Here is a 16044-nt window from a genome sequence, read left to right as displayed (position 1 = left end):
GCCCGGTTTTGCCAACCACGCTTCGAGCGCTCTGCAACAGCTAATGCAGCGATCTTTGTGCCCTCCAGGCAAAGCTGGCATGGATCTCGCTATCTCTGGATTGTGCAGGAGCATTACAGGTTCGCGGCACCACAATTTCAATGGCTGACTAGGGTTCCGGCTCGCAACTGCGAGTGACTGGTCCGAGAGTCGGCGACCTCCAGTTGAGGTTACACGGCGGGAAAAAAGCCCGGGAGACAAGACACCGTTAGCGGTGCCGCGTTGCCTCCTGTCCGCCCTTGATCAACTGGAGAACTCCCTATGCCCCCTCTGCGTCTACCCGCCCTGCTTGTTGCCGCCTTTGCGGCCCTCGTCAGCCTCTCGTCTGCGGCTGCGACCAAGGATCATTTCAGTGTCTGCTGGACGATTTATGCCGGCTGGATGCCGTGGGAATACGCCGGCAGCCAGGGCATCGTCGACAAATGGGCGAAGAAGTACGGCATCAGCATCGATGTGGTGCAGCTCAACGACTACGTCGAATCCATCAATCAGTACACCGCCGGCCAATTCGACGGCTGCACCATGACCAACATGGACGCCCTGACCATTCCCGCAGCCGGTGGCGTGGACAGCACGGCGCTGATCATCAGCGACTTCTCCAACGGCAATGACGGGGTGCTGCTCAAGGGCAAGGACCGGCAACTGGCCGACCTCAAGGGCCTGTCGGTCAATCTGGTGGAGCTTTCGGTCTCCCACTATCTGCTGGCCCGAGCCCTGGACTCGGTGGGCCTCAAAGAGCAGGACCTGCGGGTGGTCAACACCTCCGACGCTGACATCGTCGCCGCCTTCAACACCGATCAGGTGCAGGCGGTCACCACCTGGAATCCGATGCTTTCCGAGATCAAGGCCCAGTCGAACGCTCGCACCAGCGGCGTCAGCGAAGTCTTCAACTCCAGTCAGATCCCCGGCGAAATCATGGACATGATGGTGGTCAACAGCGCCACCCTCAGAGACAACCCGGCCCTGGGCAAGGCATTGACCGGAGCCTGGTTCGAAGTGGTGGCGCTGATGAATGCCGGCAACGCCGACAGCCAGGCCGCACTGCAGCACATGGCCCAGGCCTCGGGCACCGATCTCGGCGGTTTCCAGGCCCAGCTCGCCACCACTCGGCTGTTCGCCAGTGCCCGGGAAGCCTTGGCCTTCGCCACCAGCCCCGAACTGCCGAACACCATGGCCCGGGTCGCCGATTTCTCCTTTCGTCACGGCCTCTTGGGGGAAGGCGCCAGGGACAGCAGCGCCGTCGGCATGAGCTTCGCCAATGCCGTGATCAGCGGTGCTGCGGACAATCTGAAGCTGCGCTTCGACCCCAGCTACGTGCAGATGGCCGCCGACGGCAAGCTGTGACCCGGGCCGCGTTTCGACAAGAGGAACTGGCCATGCGCCTGATCAATCGTCACCCGGATCGTCCCGGCCGACTGCTGTTGGTGATCCTGCCTTTCGCCCTGTTGCTGCTGGCCTATTTCCTGGGTTCGGCCGAACGGCTGACGGCCAACCCAAATGACAAGTTGCTCCCCAGCGCCGTGCAGATGATGGATGCGCTGCAACGCATGGCATTGCAGGCCGATGCTCGCACCGGCGACTACCTGCTCTGGCAGGACAGCGCCGCCAGCCTCGGACGGTTGGCCATGGGCTTGGGCATCAGCGCCCTCGCCGGCCTGTGCCTGGGGGTCGCGGCCGGCACCCTGCCGCTGCTGGGCGCGCCGCTGTCGCCCTTGCTGACGGTGCTGTCCATGGTGCCGCCCCTGGCAATCCTGCCGATCCTGTTCATCGTCTTCGGCCTCGGCGAGTTGTCCAAGGTGATGCTGATCGTCATCGGCATCACCCCCTGCCTGGCCCGGGATCTGGAACAGCGGGCCCGGGAAATTCCCGTGGAACTGCTGATCAAGGCCCAGACCCTGGGCGCCTCCACCTGGACCCTGATCCTGCGGGTGGTGCTGCCACAGTTGCTGCCGCGGCTGCTGATATCCCTGCGGCTGATGCTGGGTTCGGCCTGGCTGTTCCTGATTGCCGCCGAAGCCATCGCCGCCACCGACGGCCTGGGCTATCGCATCTTCCTGGTCCGTCGCTACCTGGCCATGGACGTGATCCTGCCCTATGTGGCCTGGATCACCCTGCTGGCCTGGCTGATGGACTGGGGCCTCAAGCGCCTGACTCTGGTGGCCTTTCCCTGGCATGGGGAGGCTCGCCCATGAGCTTTATCAAGGTCAGCAACTTGTGGCAGCAGTACGCCGGTCAGGTGGTGCTCGAAGGTCTCAATCTGCAAGTCGAAGAAGGCGAGTTCTGCACCCTGGTGGGTGCCTCGGGCTGTGGCAAGTCGACCTTCCTGCGCCTGCTGCTGGGCCAGGAGCAGGCCAGCCGCGGGCAGATCCTGCTGGATGGCCAGCCCCTGGCGCGGGAGCCGGACCCCAGCCGTGGCGTGGTGTTCCAGCGTTATTCGGTATTCCCCCACCTGTCGGCGCTGGACAACGTGGTCCTGGGCCTGGAACTGCCACGCTCACCACTGCTGGGCCGGTTGTTGGGCCGTACCAAGCAACAGGCCCGGGAACAGGCCGCGGCACTGTTGCACAAAGTAGGCCTGGGTCACGCCCTGGACCAGTACCCGGCCCAACTCTCCGGTGGCATGCAGCAGCGCCTGGCCATCGCCCAGGCCCTGATCATGCGCCCCCGTGTGCTGCTGCTGGACGAGCCCTTCGGGGCCCTCGACCCGGGCATCCGCAAGGACATGCACCACCTGCTGCTGGAGCTGTGGCAAGAAACTCCGCTGACCGTGTTCATGGTCACCCATGACCTGGCGGAAGGCTTCAGCCTCGGCACCCGATTGCTGGTGTTCGACAAGGTGCGCGTCGATCCCCATGCCCCCGGTGCCTATGGCGCCCGCATCACCTACGACATCCCGTTGAACAGCGACCGCCGCGCCCTGCGCACCGCCGTGCCGACCTTGCCGCCCGCGCTGGCGGCCTCCCTGCTCCGGACCTGAAAGGACCTTTCCCATGCTCGATACCCGCCTATTGCTGCCCTTCGCCGAGGAACTGCTGCCCGGTGGCGGCCACCGCTCCTTCATCCTCAAGCGCGGCCAACTGCTGCGCCTGACCGACCTGCGCGGTGGCGCCAATGTCAGCCTGACCCTGCTCAATGCCAACGAGAAAACCGAGCGCCTGAACCTGCCGGACAGTCTCAAGTGCCAGCACACCGCCAAGCTCACCGCCGGGCATTGCCTGTACTCGGACATGGGCCGGGTACTGGCCGCCATCACCCGCGACACCTGCGGCTGGAGCGACAGCCTGGGCGGTGTGCTCTGTGCCGAGGAGGTTGCCGAGAAATACGGCCAGGGCCGCTACCAGGAGCTGCGCAACGGCTACTACCGCAACGGTACCGACAACCTGCTGGTGGAACTGGGCAAATGGGGCCTGGGCCTGTCGGACCTGACGATGACCCTCAACCTGTTCAGCCGGGTCCGGGTCGACGACGCCGGCCGCTTGCAGTTCGTCCCCGGCAACTCCCGGGCCGGCGACTGCATCGAGCTCTACGCCCCCATGGACACCCTGGTGGTACTCACCGCCCTGCAGCACCCCATGGACCCCAACCCACAGTACGCCCCCCAGCCGCTGAAACTCAGCTGGATGCATGCCGGCGCCGACGTCGCCGAGCACTGCCGCACCTCGCGCCCGGAGAACGAGCGCGGCTTCATCAATACCGACCGCCTGTTCGCCTGAGGATTGCCCCATGTCGCTTGCACTTGCCGCCCTTGAACGCTCACCGGACACCGCGCAGTACCGCGCCACCATTCCCGCCGGCGAACCCTGGCTGATGGAACTCAGGACCGGGCAGACCCTGCGCATCCTCGACCTGGAAGGCAACCAGGCCGTGGACACCCTGTTCTACAGCCTGGCCAATCCCAAGGAGCGCTATGACGTACAGCGCACCCTGCGCCGGCAGCAGCGGGTCTACCTGAGCACCGGCAGCGTGCTCTATTCCAACCTCGGCCGGCCCATGCTGACCCTGGTGGCCGACACCTGCGGCCGCCACGACACCCTGGGCGGTGCCTGCGCCCAGGAGAGCAACAGCGTGCGTTACGCCCTGGAAAAGCGCCACATGCACAGCTGCCGCGACAACTACCTGCGGGCCTGTGTCCATGACGGTCGCCTGGCCAAGGGCGACCTGGGGCCCAACATCAATTTCTTCATGAATGTGCCGGTTACCGCCGACGGCGGCCTGAGTTTCGAAGACGGACTCTCCGCGCCGGGCAAGTACGTCGACCTGCGGGCCGAGATGGACGTCATCGTCCTGATCTCCAACTGCCCGCAACTGAACAACCCCTGCAACGCCTACAACCCCACCCCTGCGGAGCTACTGGTATGGAACTGAAGATCGCGCGCCTGCGTCGCTGGCTATACACCCTGTGCCAGAGCCGTTCCGCTCAATGCCTGAAGCGCTAGGGCCCTGCCCTGCCAGCTGACTGCACCCTGGCCCCCGGGACGACCCGGGGGCTGACTCGAAAGCTGCGGGACGGCCCGCATCCCAGTGGGGGGCAGTCCAGCACTCGCCCCCAGGGGTCATGCCATGTTCGAAACACTGTTGATCGCCAACCGTGGTGCCATTGCCTGCCGTATCCTGCGGACCTTGCGCGAGCTGCAAGTCCAGGGGGTCGCGGTCTATTCCGAGGCCGACGCCGCCAGCCTGCATATCCGCCAGGCCGACCAGGCCCACAGCCTCGGTGAAGGCCCGGCCGCCGCGACCTACCTGGACGTGGAAAAAATCCTCGCCATCGCTCGCGCCAGCGGCGCTAGCGCCATTCACCCGGGCTACGGCTTCCTCTCGGAAAACGCTGCCTTCGCCGAAGCCTGCGAAGCGGCCGGCATCGCCTTTGTCGGCCCGACCCCGGAGCAGTTGCGGGTGTTTGGCCTCAAGCACACCGCTCGGGCCCTGGCCCGGGAATACGGGGTGCCACTGCTGGAAGGCAGCGACCTGCTGGACGACCTCGACGCCGCACTGCACGCCGCCGCGCAGGTCGGCTACCCGGTGATGCTCAAGAGCACCGCCGGCGGGGGCGGCATCGGCATGCGTGTCTGCCATGATGCGCACGAGCTGGGGGAATCCTTCGAGGCGGTCAAGCGCCTGGGGCAGAACAACTTCAGCGATAGCGGCGTGTTCATCGAGAAATACATCCCCCGGGCCCGGCACCTGGAAGTGCAGGTCTTCGGCGACGGCCAGGGCCAGGTCATCGCCCTGGGCGTACGTGACTGCTCGGTGCAGCGCCGTAACCAGAAAGTCCTGGAGGAAACCCCGGCGCCGAACCTGCCCCAGGGCATGGCCGAGGCTCTGTGCGCCGCCGCCATCACCCTGGCCCAGGCGGTGAACTACCGCAGCGCCGGCACCGTGGAGTTTGTCTTCGACAGCCACGACCAGCGTTTCTACTTCCTGGAAGTGAACACCCGCCTGCAGGTCGAACATGGCGTCACCGAGCAGGTCTGGGGCGTGGATCTGGTGCGCTGGATGGTGCAGCTGGCGGCCGGTGAACTGCCGCCTCTGGGCACCTTGAAAGAAGGCCTGGAACCCCGCGGCCATGCAATCCAGGCGCGGCTGTACGCCGAAGACCCGGGCCGGGATTTCCAGCCCAGCCCAGGGCTGCTCACCCAGGTGGAGTTCCCCGCCGCCGATGGCCGCCAGTTGCGTATCGACACCTGGGTGGAAAGCGGCAGTGAGATCCCGCCCTACTTCGACCCCATGATCGCCAAGCTCATCAGCTGGGCAGAGGACCGGCAAAGCGCACGCCTGGCCCTGCATCACGCCCTGGGCGAGAGCCGCTTGTACGGCGTGGAACACAACCGCGACTACCTGCGGCAGATCCTCGTCGATACGCCCTTCGCCAGTGGCCAGCCCTGGACCCGCTGCCTGGATGGCCTGGTGTACCGCGCCTCGACCTTCGAGGTGCTCAGCCCCGGCACCCAGACCAGCGTCCAGGACTACCCGGGACGCCTTGGTTACTGGGCTGTGGGCGTACCGCCCTCCGGGCCGATGGACAGCCGCGCCTTGCGTGCAGGCAACCGCTTGCTGGGTAACGCCGAAGGTGCAGCGGCCCTGGAAATCACCATGAGCGGCCCCCTGCTGCGCTTCAACTGCACAGCGCGGGTTGTGGTCACCGGCGCTTCCATTGCCCTGAGCCTGGACGGCGTTGCACAGCCGATGAACAGCGTGCTGTCGATCCCTGCGGGGGCCACCCTGAGCATTGGCCAGATCAGCGGCCCCGGCGCCCGCAGCTACCTGTGCCTGAGTGGTGGCGTGCAGGTTCCCGACTACCTGGGCAGCAAGAGCACCTTCACCCTGGGCCAGTTCGGCGGTCACGGCGGCCGCGCCCTGCGGGCCGGCGATGTGCTGCACCTGCTGCCGCTCAAGGCGGGCCCCAGTGGCCATAGCCTGCCCCTGGAACAGGTCACCGTGCTCCCCACAGTCCGGCGAATCCGGGTGATCTATGGCCCTCACGGCGCGCCGGAATACTTTGCCCAGGGTTACATCGACACCTTCTTCAACACCCAGTGGCAGGTGCACTTCAACTCCAGCCGCACCGGGGTCCGGTTGATCGGCCCCAAGCCCGAGTGGACCCGCAGCGATGGTGGCGAGGCCGGGCTGCATCCGTCGAATATCCATGACAACCCCTACGCCATCGGCGCCGTGGATTTCACCGGGGACATGCCGGTGATCCTCGGCCCGGACGGCCCGAGCCTGGGCGGCTTCGTCTGCCCGGTGACGGTGATCGAGGCCGACCTGTGGCAGTTGGGTCAGCTCAAGGCCGGGGACCTACTGCAGTTCTTCCCGGTCTCCCTGGAACAGGCCCGGCAGGCTGCGCTGCATGACCTGGAACTGGCGGACAATCCCGCCGCCGAACCGCTGCGCTCCCCGGTGGTGCTGGACATCGGCGAGGACGCCAGCCGGTTGGTGGCGCGCCTGTCCGGGGACACCCACCTGCTGCTGGAAATCGGCGCCGCGGAGCTGGACCTGGTGCTGCGCTTTCGCGGCCATGCACTGATGCAGGCCCTGGAGGCCAAGGCCTTGCCGGGGGTGATCGACCTGACCCCGGGCATCCGCTCGCTGCAACTGCACTACCGGCCGGAACAACTGCCCCTGGCTGCATTGCTGGCGATCATCGCTGGCGAATGGACCGCCGTATGCGCCACCGAGAACCTGCAGGTGCCGTCACGGATCGTCCACCTGCCGCTGTCCTGGGATGATCCGGCCTGCCAGTTGGCGATCGACAAATACATGACCACAGTGCGCAAGGATGCCCCCTGGTGCCCGAGCAACCTGGAGTTCATCCGTCGCATCAACGCCTTGCCCGACTTGGCCCAGGTGCAGCACACCGTGTTCGCCGCCAGCTACCTGGTAATGGGCCTGGGAGATGTTTACCTTGGCGCACCGGTGGCAACGCCTCTGGACCCGCGTCATCGACTGGTGACCACCAAGTACAACCCGGCCCGCACCTGGACCGCGGAGAACTCGGTGGGCATCGGTGGCGCCTATCTGTGCGTGTATGGCATGGAAGGCCCCGGCGGCTATCAGTTCGTCGGGCGCACCCTGCAGATGTGGAATCGCTACCGCGAGGTGGCGGCGTTCCAGGGCCGGCCCTGGCTGTTGCGCTTCTTCGACCAGATCCGTTTCTACCCAGTGAGCGCCGCCGAGCTAGCGCGCATCCGCCGGGACTTCCCCCTGGGGCGCTATACTCTGGAGATCCAGCCCAGTCAGCTCAACCTCGCCGACTACCAGGCCTTCCTGGACCGCGAAGCCGGCAGCATCGAGGCCTTCCGGCACCAGCAGCAGACGGCGTTCAATGCCGAGCGCGAACGCTGGATCACCAATGGCCAGGCCCATTACCAGGCAGAGGACGTGGCGGTGCAAGAGGACCTGGAGCCGCCTCTGGAAAGCGGCCAGCACAGTGTCGACAGCCAGATCGCCGGCAATCTCTGGCAGGTCCGGGTCAGCCCGGGCACTCGGGTCGCCGCCGGTGACGTGCTGGTAATCCTGGAGTCGATGAAGATGGAAATTGCGCTCGTGGCGCCCCTGGCCGGCGTGGTCCGGGAGATCCGTGGGCAACCCGGTTCGGCGGTACGCGCCGGGCAGCGGGTCGCCGTGCTGGAACTGGATTGAGTCGTTCTTCCCCTTATTCGATGGACCCTGACCATGACTGTGAATCTGCAACTCGATGCCCTGCGCGCCGCCTACCGTGACGGTCGCACCACCCCTCGCAAACTGCTGACGCACCTGCGGGACAAGGCCGCAGCGTTGAACCCCGACTATCACCTGTTCATCCACCTGCTCAGCAACGCGGAACTCGAGCCCTACCTGGCCGCTCTGGAGCAACGCGACCTCGACAGCCTGCCCCTGTATGGCGTGCCCTTTGCCATCAAGGACAACATTGACCTGGCCGGTATTGCCACCACGGCCGCCTGCCCGGCCTTCGCCTATGTCGCGCAGCGTTCGGCCACCATCGTCCAGCAACTGCTGGACCTGGGGGCGATCCCCCTGGGCAAGACCAACCTCGACCAGTTCGCCACCGGGCTCAATGGCAGCCGCTCGCCTTATGGCGCCTGCCCCAATAGCGTGCTGGGCGAGTATCCCAGCGGCGGCTCCAGCGCCGGTTCGTCCCTGGCGGTGGCCCTGGGCGTCTGCAGCTTCGCCCTGGGCACCGACACCGCCGGCTCCGGCCGGATACCGGCGGCGCTCAACAATCTACTGGGGCTCAAGCCCAGCAAGGGGCTGCTGTCCACCGCAGGTGTGGTACCGGCCTGCCGCACCCTGGATTGCGTCTCCACCTTCACCGCCACAGCGCGGGAAGCCAGCCAGCTGCTGGCCCTGTGCGCCCGCCTCGATCCCGGCGATTGCTACAGCCGCCGCAACCCTCAGTGGAATGACGCCTCAGCCTTTGGCGCGCCACGGCCTTTTCGCTTTGGCGTGCCTCGGGCCCAGGACCTGGAGTTCTTCGGCTGCAGTGAAGGCCCGCAGTTGTTCAACGACGCCATTGAACAACTCAAGGCCCTGGGCGGCGAAGCGCAGGAGCTGGATCTGTCGCCCTTTCTGGAGGCTGCGCGCCTGCTCTACGACGGCCCCTGGGTTGCCGAACGCTACAGCGTCGCCGGCACACTGATGCAGCAGCAACCCGATGCCGTGCTGCCGGTGATTCACCAGGTACTGGCCAAGGCCCCGAAGGTGGACGGCGTGCAGACCTTCAATGCCCAGTACCGCTTGCAAGCCTTGAAGGCCCGGTGCGACCCACTCCTGGCCGGTCTCGATTGTGTGCTCACGCCCACCCTCGGCCGCCCGGTGACCCTGGCCGAACTGGAGGCCGAGCCCGTGCTGCGCAACGCTGAATTGGGTTACTACAGCAACTTCATGAACCTGCTGGACTACGCCGCCGTCGCCGTGCCCAGTGGTTTCATGAACAACGGCCTGCCTTGGGGCGTGACCCTGTTTGGCCGGGCCTTTACCGATCAGTACCTGCTGAGCCTGGCTGACGCGATGCAGCGCCGGCAAGGCTTACCGGCCCCTGCCCCGTCCACCCCGGCGCGCCATGACCGGGTGCAACTGGTGGTGTGCGGCGCACACCTGGAAGGCCTGCCCCTCAATAGCCAACTGACCCGGCGCGGTGCCCGGCTGATCGAAGCCATCCACAGCTCCCCGGACTATCGCCTGCACGCCCTGGCGGGCGGTCCCGTCCGGCGCCCGGGCATGGTCCGGGTCAAGGAAGGCGGTGTAGCGATTGCCGTGGAAGTCTGGGAATTGCCCAGCAGCGAACTGGGCTCCTTGCTCAACGGCATCCCCGCGCCCCTGGGACTGGGCAAGGTGCAACTGGCTGACGGCCGCTGGGAGACCGGCTTTATCTGCGAGCCCTGTGGCCTGGAGGGCGCCGTCGATATCAGCCACCTGGGGGGCTGGCGCGCTTACCTCAAACAACACCCGTAAGAGCTGGTTTGCCGGCGAAGCAGCCCTTGAGCCTTGCGCCGGTCCCGCAGGCACTTTGGCTGGCAGCCAGCGCCGGTAGAAATCGAGGAATCAATCCGCCAGGGCTTGCTGGAACGAATGATCAATCAGCGGCGCGGTGGCCAAAGGCGCCGGCAAGGCCTTGACCTTGAACAGGAAGTCCGCGGTGCTTTGCAGGTCCGAGGCTGCCTGCGGGTCCACCGGGCCCAGGGTCAGGTGGGCCTGGCGCAACCAGTGGCGGGATACGCTCTGGTCGAGGTTGGCTTTCTTCGCCCACAGATCGGCGTACTCGTCGGTGTGGGTGTCGACCCACTGCCGGGCCTTTTTCAGGCGCACGAGAAAGTCGGCAATGGCCGCGTGCTTGCTGTCCACGGCCGCGGTGGACGCCGCCACGGCACTGAGACCGGGCATCAGGTTGCGGGCGGTGAGGATCGGACGCGCACCGGAGAACACAATCTGCTGGGAAATGTAGGGTTCCCACACCGGGAACGCATCGATACCGCCCTGGGGAAAGGCCGCTGCAGCATCGATGGGCATCAGCTTGACGAAGTCCACATGGTTTTCCGGCAGGCCGGCCTGCTCCAGGGCGCGCAGGGTCAGTTGCTGGCTCCAGGCGCCGGGCCAATAGGCGACTTTCTTGCCCTTGAGGTCGGCGATGCTTTTTACCGGTGAATCCTTGGGCACCAACAGCGCAATGGTGTCCGGATTCTGTCGGGAAACACCGATCAGCTTCACTGGCGCCTGCTTGGCCGCCAGAAACAGAAAACCCGAGTCACCGAGAAAACCCAGGTCCAGCGCGCCGGTATTCAGGGCCTCGGCCAGCGGTGCCGCTGCCTGGAAGTGCCTCCACTCGACCTTGTAGGGTGCACCTTGCAGTACCCCGGAGGCCTCCACCGAGGCGCGAATGTTGTAGTAGTTCTGATCGCCGATATTCAGCACCAGAGGTTCGGCGGCCTGGGCCAGAGGAGTGAGGAGCAAGGCGCTGGCGAGCAATTCGCGCAGGCGTCGTGAGAGGTTCATGGGGGCGGTTCCTTGGACTGGGATCAGGGATTCGCATAGACCATAACGGTCTTGACAGGCCGTCCTGAAATTCTCTTTTTGCATAAGCTAAGAGAGCCTTGAGCGCGCCCTGGCCAGCAGCGGACCGCAGCTGGCGTCCAGAGCCCCGGGACCGAAGGCCTCAGGGCAGGTGCAACCGGGTTAGCCGCGACCGGGGATCAATACACCACCATCAACTGCGGTGAAATCACCACATCCAGGGAGATGAGCTTGCAATAGCCGCCCAGCGACTGGTTGGAGGCGTTCAAGCTGGAGGTGGCATTGTTCCATTGGATACGGATGGTATTGATCCCGCAGTTCGAGGAGGTTCCGGTCAGGGCCAGCCCCATCTCCGAAATGCCGCCGCTGAGCTGGCTATCCATGTACATCGGCCAGGAAAGGCTCTTGGCTACCAGCAACGAGCAAAAGGGCGAGCTGCCCGCGAACCTGGCCGAAGTGATTTTGGCGCTGTACACCGGATTGACCGAGCCGTCGATGCTGATGTTGCAGACGATCGTCTGCTGGAGCGTGGCGGGGGTTTGCAAACGGATGGTGCCATGCCCCTGGAAATACACCACAGGGGTGAAGTGCGGGTCGGCCAGCGCGGGAGAGGCGACTGTGCAAGCCAGTATCAGCGTACTGGCAACAAACAGACCATTCAGGTTTTTCATTGTTATTCCTCGCAGATAGGGCGATGGAGATCGCCGGGTAATGGCCGTGATCGAGAAGTCACGAGAAACGGCAGGACATCCCTTTCCAGCCAAATTTCAGAGCTATTACCGCTGCGCAGGGGCAGCCAGGAGGTACGCGATAGCATCACACTTCGAGCGAATTCAAAATATACATTCAAAAATATTTTTTAATTTCGCCGTTGCTCGGGTTTCGGCGCAAGAGTCGCTACGACTGATATAGACCCGAAAAGAATTAATAAATGAATATTGATTATTTATGGCTATATGAATATCCACGTACTCTCAGCTCCACCGACTCCTCGTCATCACAGTGAGTGCCCACCATGCAGCCGACTGACAACCTCATCGACCTGGCCAGCTACCGCAAACGCAAACAGGCTCAGCAACGGGCACGGCTGATGTGGGAAATCTATGCGCGCAATGCCGCCTGCCAGGCCATGCAATGGGTTCAGGCCCAGCACGGCAATGAGACCCGCCACGGGTGAACGCTCAAGACCCCTCGCGCTTTCTGGCCAGCGATGCCTCGCCGCTGCTGGACCTTGCGCCCCTGCATGCCCAGGACGAAGACCCCATCAGCCAGCGAGTCGCGCAGAACCTGCTGCGCCTGCGTGGCAAGCGCCATCTGTCCCTGGATGCCCTGGCCCGCCAGTGCGGCGTGAGCCGGGCGATGCTGGCGCAGATCGAGTCCGGGCGCAGCGTGCCGTCGATCAAGGTGCTGTGCAAAATCGCCAAGGGCCTGAAAGTTTCAGTGGCGGCCTTTCTCGAGCATCGGGCCTTCGAAGGGGTCGCGCTGCTCACGGCGAGCCAGAGCAAACGCCTGGTCAGCGCCAATGGCGCCTTCGTCAGCCGTGCGCTGTTTCCCTTCGATGTGGCGCGCCAATCGGAATTCTACGAATTGCGCATCGCGCCCCTGGGTGAAGACCGCTGCGAAGGCCACGGCCCGGGGGTTCAGGAAAATCTGGTGGTGGCCCAGGGCGTGCTGGAAATCAGCGTCAACGAGGAGCGCTATCTACTGTCTCCTGGGGATTCGATCCTGTTCTACGCCGACCAGCCCCATCGTTATCGCAACCCGGCGGACAGCGAGGCCGTGGCCTATCTGGTGGTGACCCATCCCGAGTGCCTGGACTGATCAGCCCACGCAATAAGCCCACGCAATAAAAAGCCCGGCGAGGGAGTCATCCCCGCCGGGCTTTTGCATGCAACCGCTGCTGGCTTAACAGGTGCAGCACATCATCGGCATGCCATTGCAGCTCATCATCATCGGCATGCTGCAATCGTTCATCATCTTCATCATCAGGGCGCAGCAGTTCTTCATCATGTCCATGTTCATGCCGGCCATGGGCATCAGCTTGCACAGCATGCCGTCAGCCATCAGGGTGCATTCCATCACGCACTTCATCGAGGGCATCGGCATGCCCATCATCGGCATGGGCATCATCATGTTCATCATCGGCATGGCCATGGCCGTCTGGGACATGCACAGCATGCTCATGTTGGCGCAGTGCATCATCATCGGCATGCCGCAGTTCATCATCATCTGCAGCATTTCGGCGCTGTTCTTGAACATGGCCATGTCCATGCCCGCGGCCGGCATCATCTTGCACTGCATGCCGTCTTCAAGCATCTCGCAGCTCATGGTCGCCATCATCATCGGCATGCCCATCATCGGCATCATCGGCATGGCGGTGTTCATTGGCATCTGCATGGCGTTCATCATGATCTTGTTCCCTGAAGTATCGATAGTTGGATGAAGCGAATGGAGCGGATTCTATGGAACGCCGCAGGGTCGGCAAGAGGCCGGTCCAGCAGCGGCAACGGCTGTCGCGACCCGCTTTTCAGCGTGGCGCAGCCGAGAACTTCCACTGTTGCATCGACCTGTCTTCCATAGCGGATGGAAATGGTTTTGCAGCGTCATTGCGCCTGCTTTGGATATGTGAAAAACAGCTATCTACATAACCCAGAGAAATAAACGGTCTAACCCAGCCACGGTTTTTTTCAACGCTCTACTTGCGTAGACCCCGGCATGCCGGTGAACCCTCCTTCAGCGCTAACTGGCACCCTTGCAATCCACCCTGTTAGCCTACCCGCCCGCTCCCCTTACCGCAGACCTGCACCATGACGCCTTCAGCGCAATTCTGGCGCGACCCGAACCTGCCCTACGTAGAAAGCCGTCGAGCCTGTGACAGCCGCGCCAACTACAGGGCCCACAGCCACCCGACAGTGTCCATCGGCGCCGTGGACCGGGGTGTCAGCCTGTTCAGCGGCGGTGCCGAGGGGCCAACCCTGATAAAGGCCGGCAGCGTGGTAATCGTCCCGGCCCATTGCGCTCATGCCTGCAATCCCCAGCCCGACACTGCCTGGAGCTACCAGATGCTGCACCTGGACCCGCGCTGGGTCGAAGGCGTGCGCCTGGAAGCGCAGCAGCAGCCGGTAACGGCGCTTGGCCAAGTGCTATTGAGCCACGATGAGCAGCTGTACCAGCGTTTTTGCCGCCTCAACGACCTGCTGTTCTGCGCTGCCAGCTGGCAAGACAAGGAAGCTGCGCTGATCGAGTTCATTGGCGATTTTCCACTCCAGGGGCAGCCGGTGATTGCCCACGCCGCCGACCCGGCACGGGCCAGCGTCGGGGTGCGACGGGTCATGCAATTTCTGCAACAGGAGGCGCAACAGGCTCACCCTCTGGAGCGCTTGGCGACGCTGGCCGGCATCAGCCGCTACCAGCTGATCCGGGCCTTTCGCGCCGCCACCGGGATGACACCCCACGCCTACCAACTGAACCAGCGCATCATCCAGGCCCGGACCTCACTGCAGGCCGGCGAGCCCCCAGCGGCCCTGGCCCAGCGCCTGGGCTTTGCCGACCAGGCGCATTTCCAGCGCGTGTTCAAGGCCCATGTCGGTGTCACACCGGGTTTGTACAAGCGCTGAAGACCGCGCAATTTTCTTCAATACCCCGGTCCCCACGCCCAGCACACTTCCAGCCCCTCACGTCTCTGGAAGTCTGCCTCCATGTTGCAACAGTTCCTGCTGGTCGCCGCTGCGCATTTTCTCGCCCTGCTCTCCCCAGGGCCGGACTTTTTCCTGGTGGCGCGCCTGTCCATGGCCACCGGTTGGAAAGCGGCCACCGGTGCCTGCCTGGGCATCGCCCTGGCCAACGGCCTGTTCATTGTCCTGGCCTTTGGCGGGGTCTCGGTATTGCGTCCCGACGGCGGGTTGTTCCTGGTGATCCAGCTGGCCGGTTGTGGCTACCTGCTTTACCTGGGCTGGCTGTTCATCCGTCATGCCGGCGCCAGCTCCCTGGCAGCGGTGGATGCCCAGGGCGACACCCGGGCGCTGCCCCGGGCCACCTGGTGGCGAGGCCTGGGCATAGGCCTGCTCTCGGGTCTGCTCAACCCGAAGAACGCTCTGTTCTATGTCAGCCTGGCCTCCCTGGTGGGTACCCAGACCAGCACCGGCTGGAAACTGGTCTATGGCCTGTGGATGTTCAGCGTAGTGCTGTTGTGGGATCTGTTGGTGGCACTGGCCATTGGCAATGGCCGGGTGCGGGAACGCTTCTCTCGGGCCCTGCCCTGGCTGGAACGAATCACCGGGGTGATCCTGATCTTCCTGGCACTGGCAGTGATCGCGGCCACTCTTTTTCGCCACTGAGTCGAGCACTGCAGTCGGGTTCCAGGCCGGGGACTGAAGCGGCTTAGAGCCCTTCGCCTTGAAAGTTACAAATAAACAACAATGCAACACGCGGTTGTCATCCTCGACAGTCGATAGTGTGCGAACCGCACAGCAACTGCCGGGCAGGACCACGGGCCTTGCCCCTCCCCCAACGCACAGGAGCACCGCCATGTCTCAACAGCCCCGCCTGGGATGCGGCGCCGCCATCGTCCGCGACGGCCAGTTACTTCTGGTCAAGCGCCTGCGGGACCCCGAAGCCGGTTGCTGGGGATTGCCCGGTGGCAAGGTCGACTGGCTGGAACCGGCGGAGCAGGCCATGCGCCGTGAAATCCTCGAAGAGCTCGGACTGACCCTGCAAGGCGTCAGCCTGTTATGCGTGGCGGACCAGATCGACCCCGAACGGCAGGAGCATTGGGTTTCCCCGGTGTACCTGGCCTCGGCCCCGGCCATGGAGCCGCGTAACAACGAGCCGCACAAGCACAGCGATATCGCTTGGTTCGAGCTGGACCGGCTGCCCAAGCCCCTGACCCTGGCCACCCGCGTCGCCGTGCGGGCGCTGGTGCAGATCGCGGCGCTGGAAGATTGAACGCGCATATCGCCCAAGGCCCTGAGGCTGCTCGTCCAGGGCCTGGCGGCAACA

The 16044-nt window shown here is 64.4% G+C and carries 15 protein-coding genes and 1 riboswitch; of the genes, 12 read left to right on the top strand and 3 right to left on the bottom strand.

Features of this window, described 5'->3' with window-relative positions:
* Window positions 1-137: 137 nt before the first annotated feature.
* Window positions 138-238, top strand: a riboswitch (guanidine-I (ykkC/yxkD leader).
* A gap of 62 nt (window positions 239-300) precedes the next feature.
* The 7 genes from FW796_RS19790 to atzF all read left to right on the top strand — a co-directional run bounded on the left by FW796_RS19790 (window position 301) and on the right by atzF (window position 9990).
* Window positions 301-1383, top strand: a complete 1083-nt coding sequence (locus FW796_RS19790) for a putative urea ABC transporter substrate-binding protein (protein ID WP_346633002.1) — start codon at window positions 301-303, stop codon at window positions 1381-1383.
* A gap of 32 nt (window positions 1384-1415) precedes the next feature.
* Window positions 1416-2231 carry an ABC transporter permease gene (locus FW796_RS19785; protein ID WP_346633003.1) on the top strand — a complete coding sequence of 272 codons (816 nt, stop codon included), beginning with the start codon at window positions 1416-1418 and terminating at the stop codon, window positions 2229-2231.
* Complete coding sequence (locus FW796_RS19780) at window positions 2228-3016, top strand: ABC transporter ATP-binding protein (RefSeq protein ID WP_446439852.1); 789 nt, start codon at window positions 2228-2230, stop codon at window positions 3014-3016. Before FW796_RS19785 ends, FW796_RS19780 begins: the two co-directional genes overlap by 4 nt.
* Window positions 3017-3029: 13 nt before the next feature.
* Window positions 3030-3752: an urea amidolyase associated protein UAAP1 gene (locus tag FW796_RS19775; protein WP_346633005.1), complete on the top strand. Its 723-nt coding sequence runs from the start codon at window positions 3030-3032 to the stop codon at window positions 3750-3752.
* A gap of 10 nt (window positions 3753-3762) precedes the next feature.
* A complete protein-coding gene (locus FW796_RS19770) occupies window positions 3763-4404 on the top strand; it encodes an urea amidolyase associated protein UAAP2 (protein ID WP_404936859.1) in 642 nt (213 codons plus the stop codon).
* Window positions 4405-4599: 195 nt separating this feature from the next.
* Window positions 4600-8178 (top strand): urea carboxylase, encoded by a 3579-nt coding sequence (gene uca, locus FW796_RS19765; RefSeq protein WP_446439851.1) that lies wholly within the window; start codon window positions 4600-4602, stop codon window positions 8176-8178.
* A 33-nt stretch (window positions 8179-8211) separates the two neighbouring features.
* The gene (atzF, locus tag FW796_RS19760) at window positions 8212-9990 is read left to right on the top strand and encodes an allophanate hydrolase (RefSeq protein ID WP_446439850.1); all 1779 of its coding nucleotides are present in this window, start codon (window positions 8212-8214) and stop codon (window positions 9988-9990) included.
* Between the two features lie 90 nt (window positions 9991-10080).
* On the opposite strand, the gene FW796_RS19755 is transcribed toward atzF, so the two are convergent.
* Entirely contained in the window at window positions 10081-11028 is a 948-nt protein-coding gene (locus FW796_RS19755; RefSeq protein WP_446439849.1) for an ABC transporter substrate-binding protein, read from the bottom strand.
* Window positions 11029-11225: 197 nt separating this feature from the next.
* Entirely contained in the window at window positions 11226-11717 is a 492-nt protein-coding gene (gene praB / locus FW796_RS19750; RefSeq protein ID WP_346633010.1) for an alkane oxidation protein activator PraB, read from the bottom strand.
* 344 nt (window positions 11718-12061) lie between these two features.
* Here praB and FW796_RS19745 point away from each other — a divergent pair, with 344 nt between their 5' ends.
* Both FW796_RS19745 and FW796_RS19740 read left to right on the top strand, forming a co-directional pair.
* On the top strand, window positions 12062-12223 hold the full coding sequence (locus FW796_RS19745; RefSeq protein WP_185073897.1) for a hypothetical protein: 162 nt from the start codon (window positions 12062-12064) through the stop codon (window positions 12221-12223).
* 44 nt (window positions 12224-12267) lie between these two features.
* Entirely contained in the window at window positions 12268-12867 is a 600-nt protein-coding gene (locus FW796_RS19740; RefSeq protein ID WP_404940007.1) for a helix-turn-helix domain-containing protein, read from the top strand.
* An 84-nt stretch (window positions 12868-12951) separates the two neighbouring features.
* Here the strand turns inward: FW796_RS19740 and FW796_RS19735 are convergent, their stop codons facing one another.
* On the bottom strand, window positions 12952-13455 hold the full coding sequence (locus FW796_RS19735) for a hypothetical protein (RefSeq protein WP_346633011.1): 504 nt from the start codon (window positions 13453-13455) through the stop codon (window positions 12952-12954).
* 398 nt (window positions 13456-13853) lie between these two features.
* Here FW796_RS19735 and FW796_RS19730 point away from each other — a divergent pair, with 398 nt between their 5' ends.
* The 3 genes from FW796_RS19730 (at window position 13854) to FW796_RS19720 (ending at window position 15990) form a co-directional block, all read left to right on the top strand.
* The gene (locus FW796_RS19730; RefSeq protein WP_404936864.1) at window positions 13854-14663 is read left to right on the top strand and encodes an AraC family transcriptional regulator; all 810 of its coding nucleotides are present in this window, start codon (window positions 13854-13856) and stop codon (window positions 14661-14663) included.
* Window positions 14664-14747: 84 nt separating this feature from the next.
* A complete protein-coding gene (locus FW796_RS19725) occupies window positions 14748-15383 on the top strand; it encodes a LysE family translocator (RefSeq protein ID WP_446439972.1) in 636 nt (211 codons plus the stop codon).
* Between the two features lie 190 nt (window positions 15384-15573).
* Window positions 15574-15990 carry an NUDIX hydrolase gene (locus FW796_RS19720; protein ID WP_404936865.1) on the top strand — a complete coding sequence of 139 codons (417 nt, stop codon included), beginning with the start codon at window positions 15574-15576 and terminating at the stop codon, window positions 15988-15990.
* The last annotated feature ends 54 nt before the right edge of the window (window positions 15991-16044 follow it).

Source organism: Pseudomonas sp. 910_21 (genome assembly GCF_052850735.1).
Note: the sequence above shows the minus strand (reverse complement) of the source record. Positions and strands in the feature narration are given on the sequence as shown.

Excerpts from the sequence above, each read along its gene's own strand:
- FW796_RS19790 (WP_346633002.1), top strand. The coding sequence starts at position 301 with ATGCCCCCTCTGCGTCTACCCGCCCTGCTTGTTGCCGCCTTTGCGGCC.
- FW796_RS19785 (WP_346633003.1), top strand. The coding sequence starts at position 1,416 with ATGCGCCTGATCAATCGTCACCCGGATCGTCCCGGCCGACTGCTGTTG.
- FW796_RS19780 (WP_446439852.1), top strand. The coding sequence starts at position 2,228 with ATGAGCTTTATCAAGGTCAGCAACTTGTGGCAGCAGTACGCCGGTCAG.
- FW796_RS19775 (WP_346633005.1), top strand. The coding sequence starts at position 3,030 with ATGCTCGATACCCGCCTATTGCTGCCCTTCGCCGAGGAACTGCTGCCC.
- FW796_RS19770 (WP_404936859.1), top strand. The coding sequence starts at position 3,763 with ATGTCGCTTGCACTTGCCGCCCTTGAACGCTCACCGGACACCGCGCAG.
- uca (WP_446439851.1), top strand. The coding sequence starts at position 4,600 with ATGTTCGAAACACTGTTGATCGCCAACCGTGGTGCCATTGCCTGCCGT.
- atzF (WP_446439850.1), top strand. The coding sequence starts at position 8,212 with ATGACTGTGAATCTGCAACTCGATGCCCTGCGCGCCGCCTACCGTGAC.
- FW796_RS19755 (WP_446439849.1), bottom strand. The coding sequence starts at position 11,028 with ATGAACCTCTCACGACGCCTGCGCGAATTGCTCGCCAGCGCCTTGCTC.
- praB (WP_346633010.1), bottom strand. The coding sequence starts at position 11,717 with ATGAAAAACCTGAATGGTCTGTTTGTTGCCAGTACGCTGATACTGGCT.
- FW796_RS19745 (WP_185073897.1), top strand. The coding sequence starts at position 12,062 with ATGCAGCCGACTGACAACCTCATCGACCTGGCCAGCTACCGCAAACGC.
- FW796_RS19735 (WP_346633011.1), bottom strand. The coding sequence starts at position 13,455 with ATGATGAACGCCATGCAGATGCCAATGAACACCGCCATGCCGATGATG.
- FW796_RS19730 (WP_404936864.1), top strand. The coding sequence starts at position 13,854 with ATGACGCCTTCAGCGCAATTCTGGCGCGACCCGAACCTGCCCTACGTA.
- FW796_RS19720 (WP_404936865.1), top strand. The coding sequence starts at position 15,574 with ATGTCTCAACAGCCCCGCCTGGGATGCGGCGCCGCCATCGTCCGCGAC.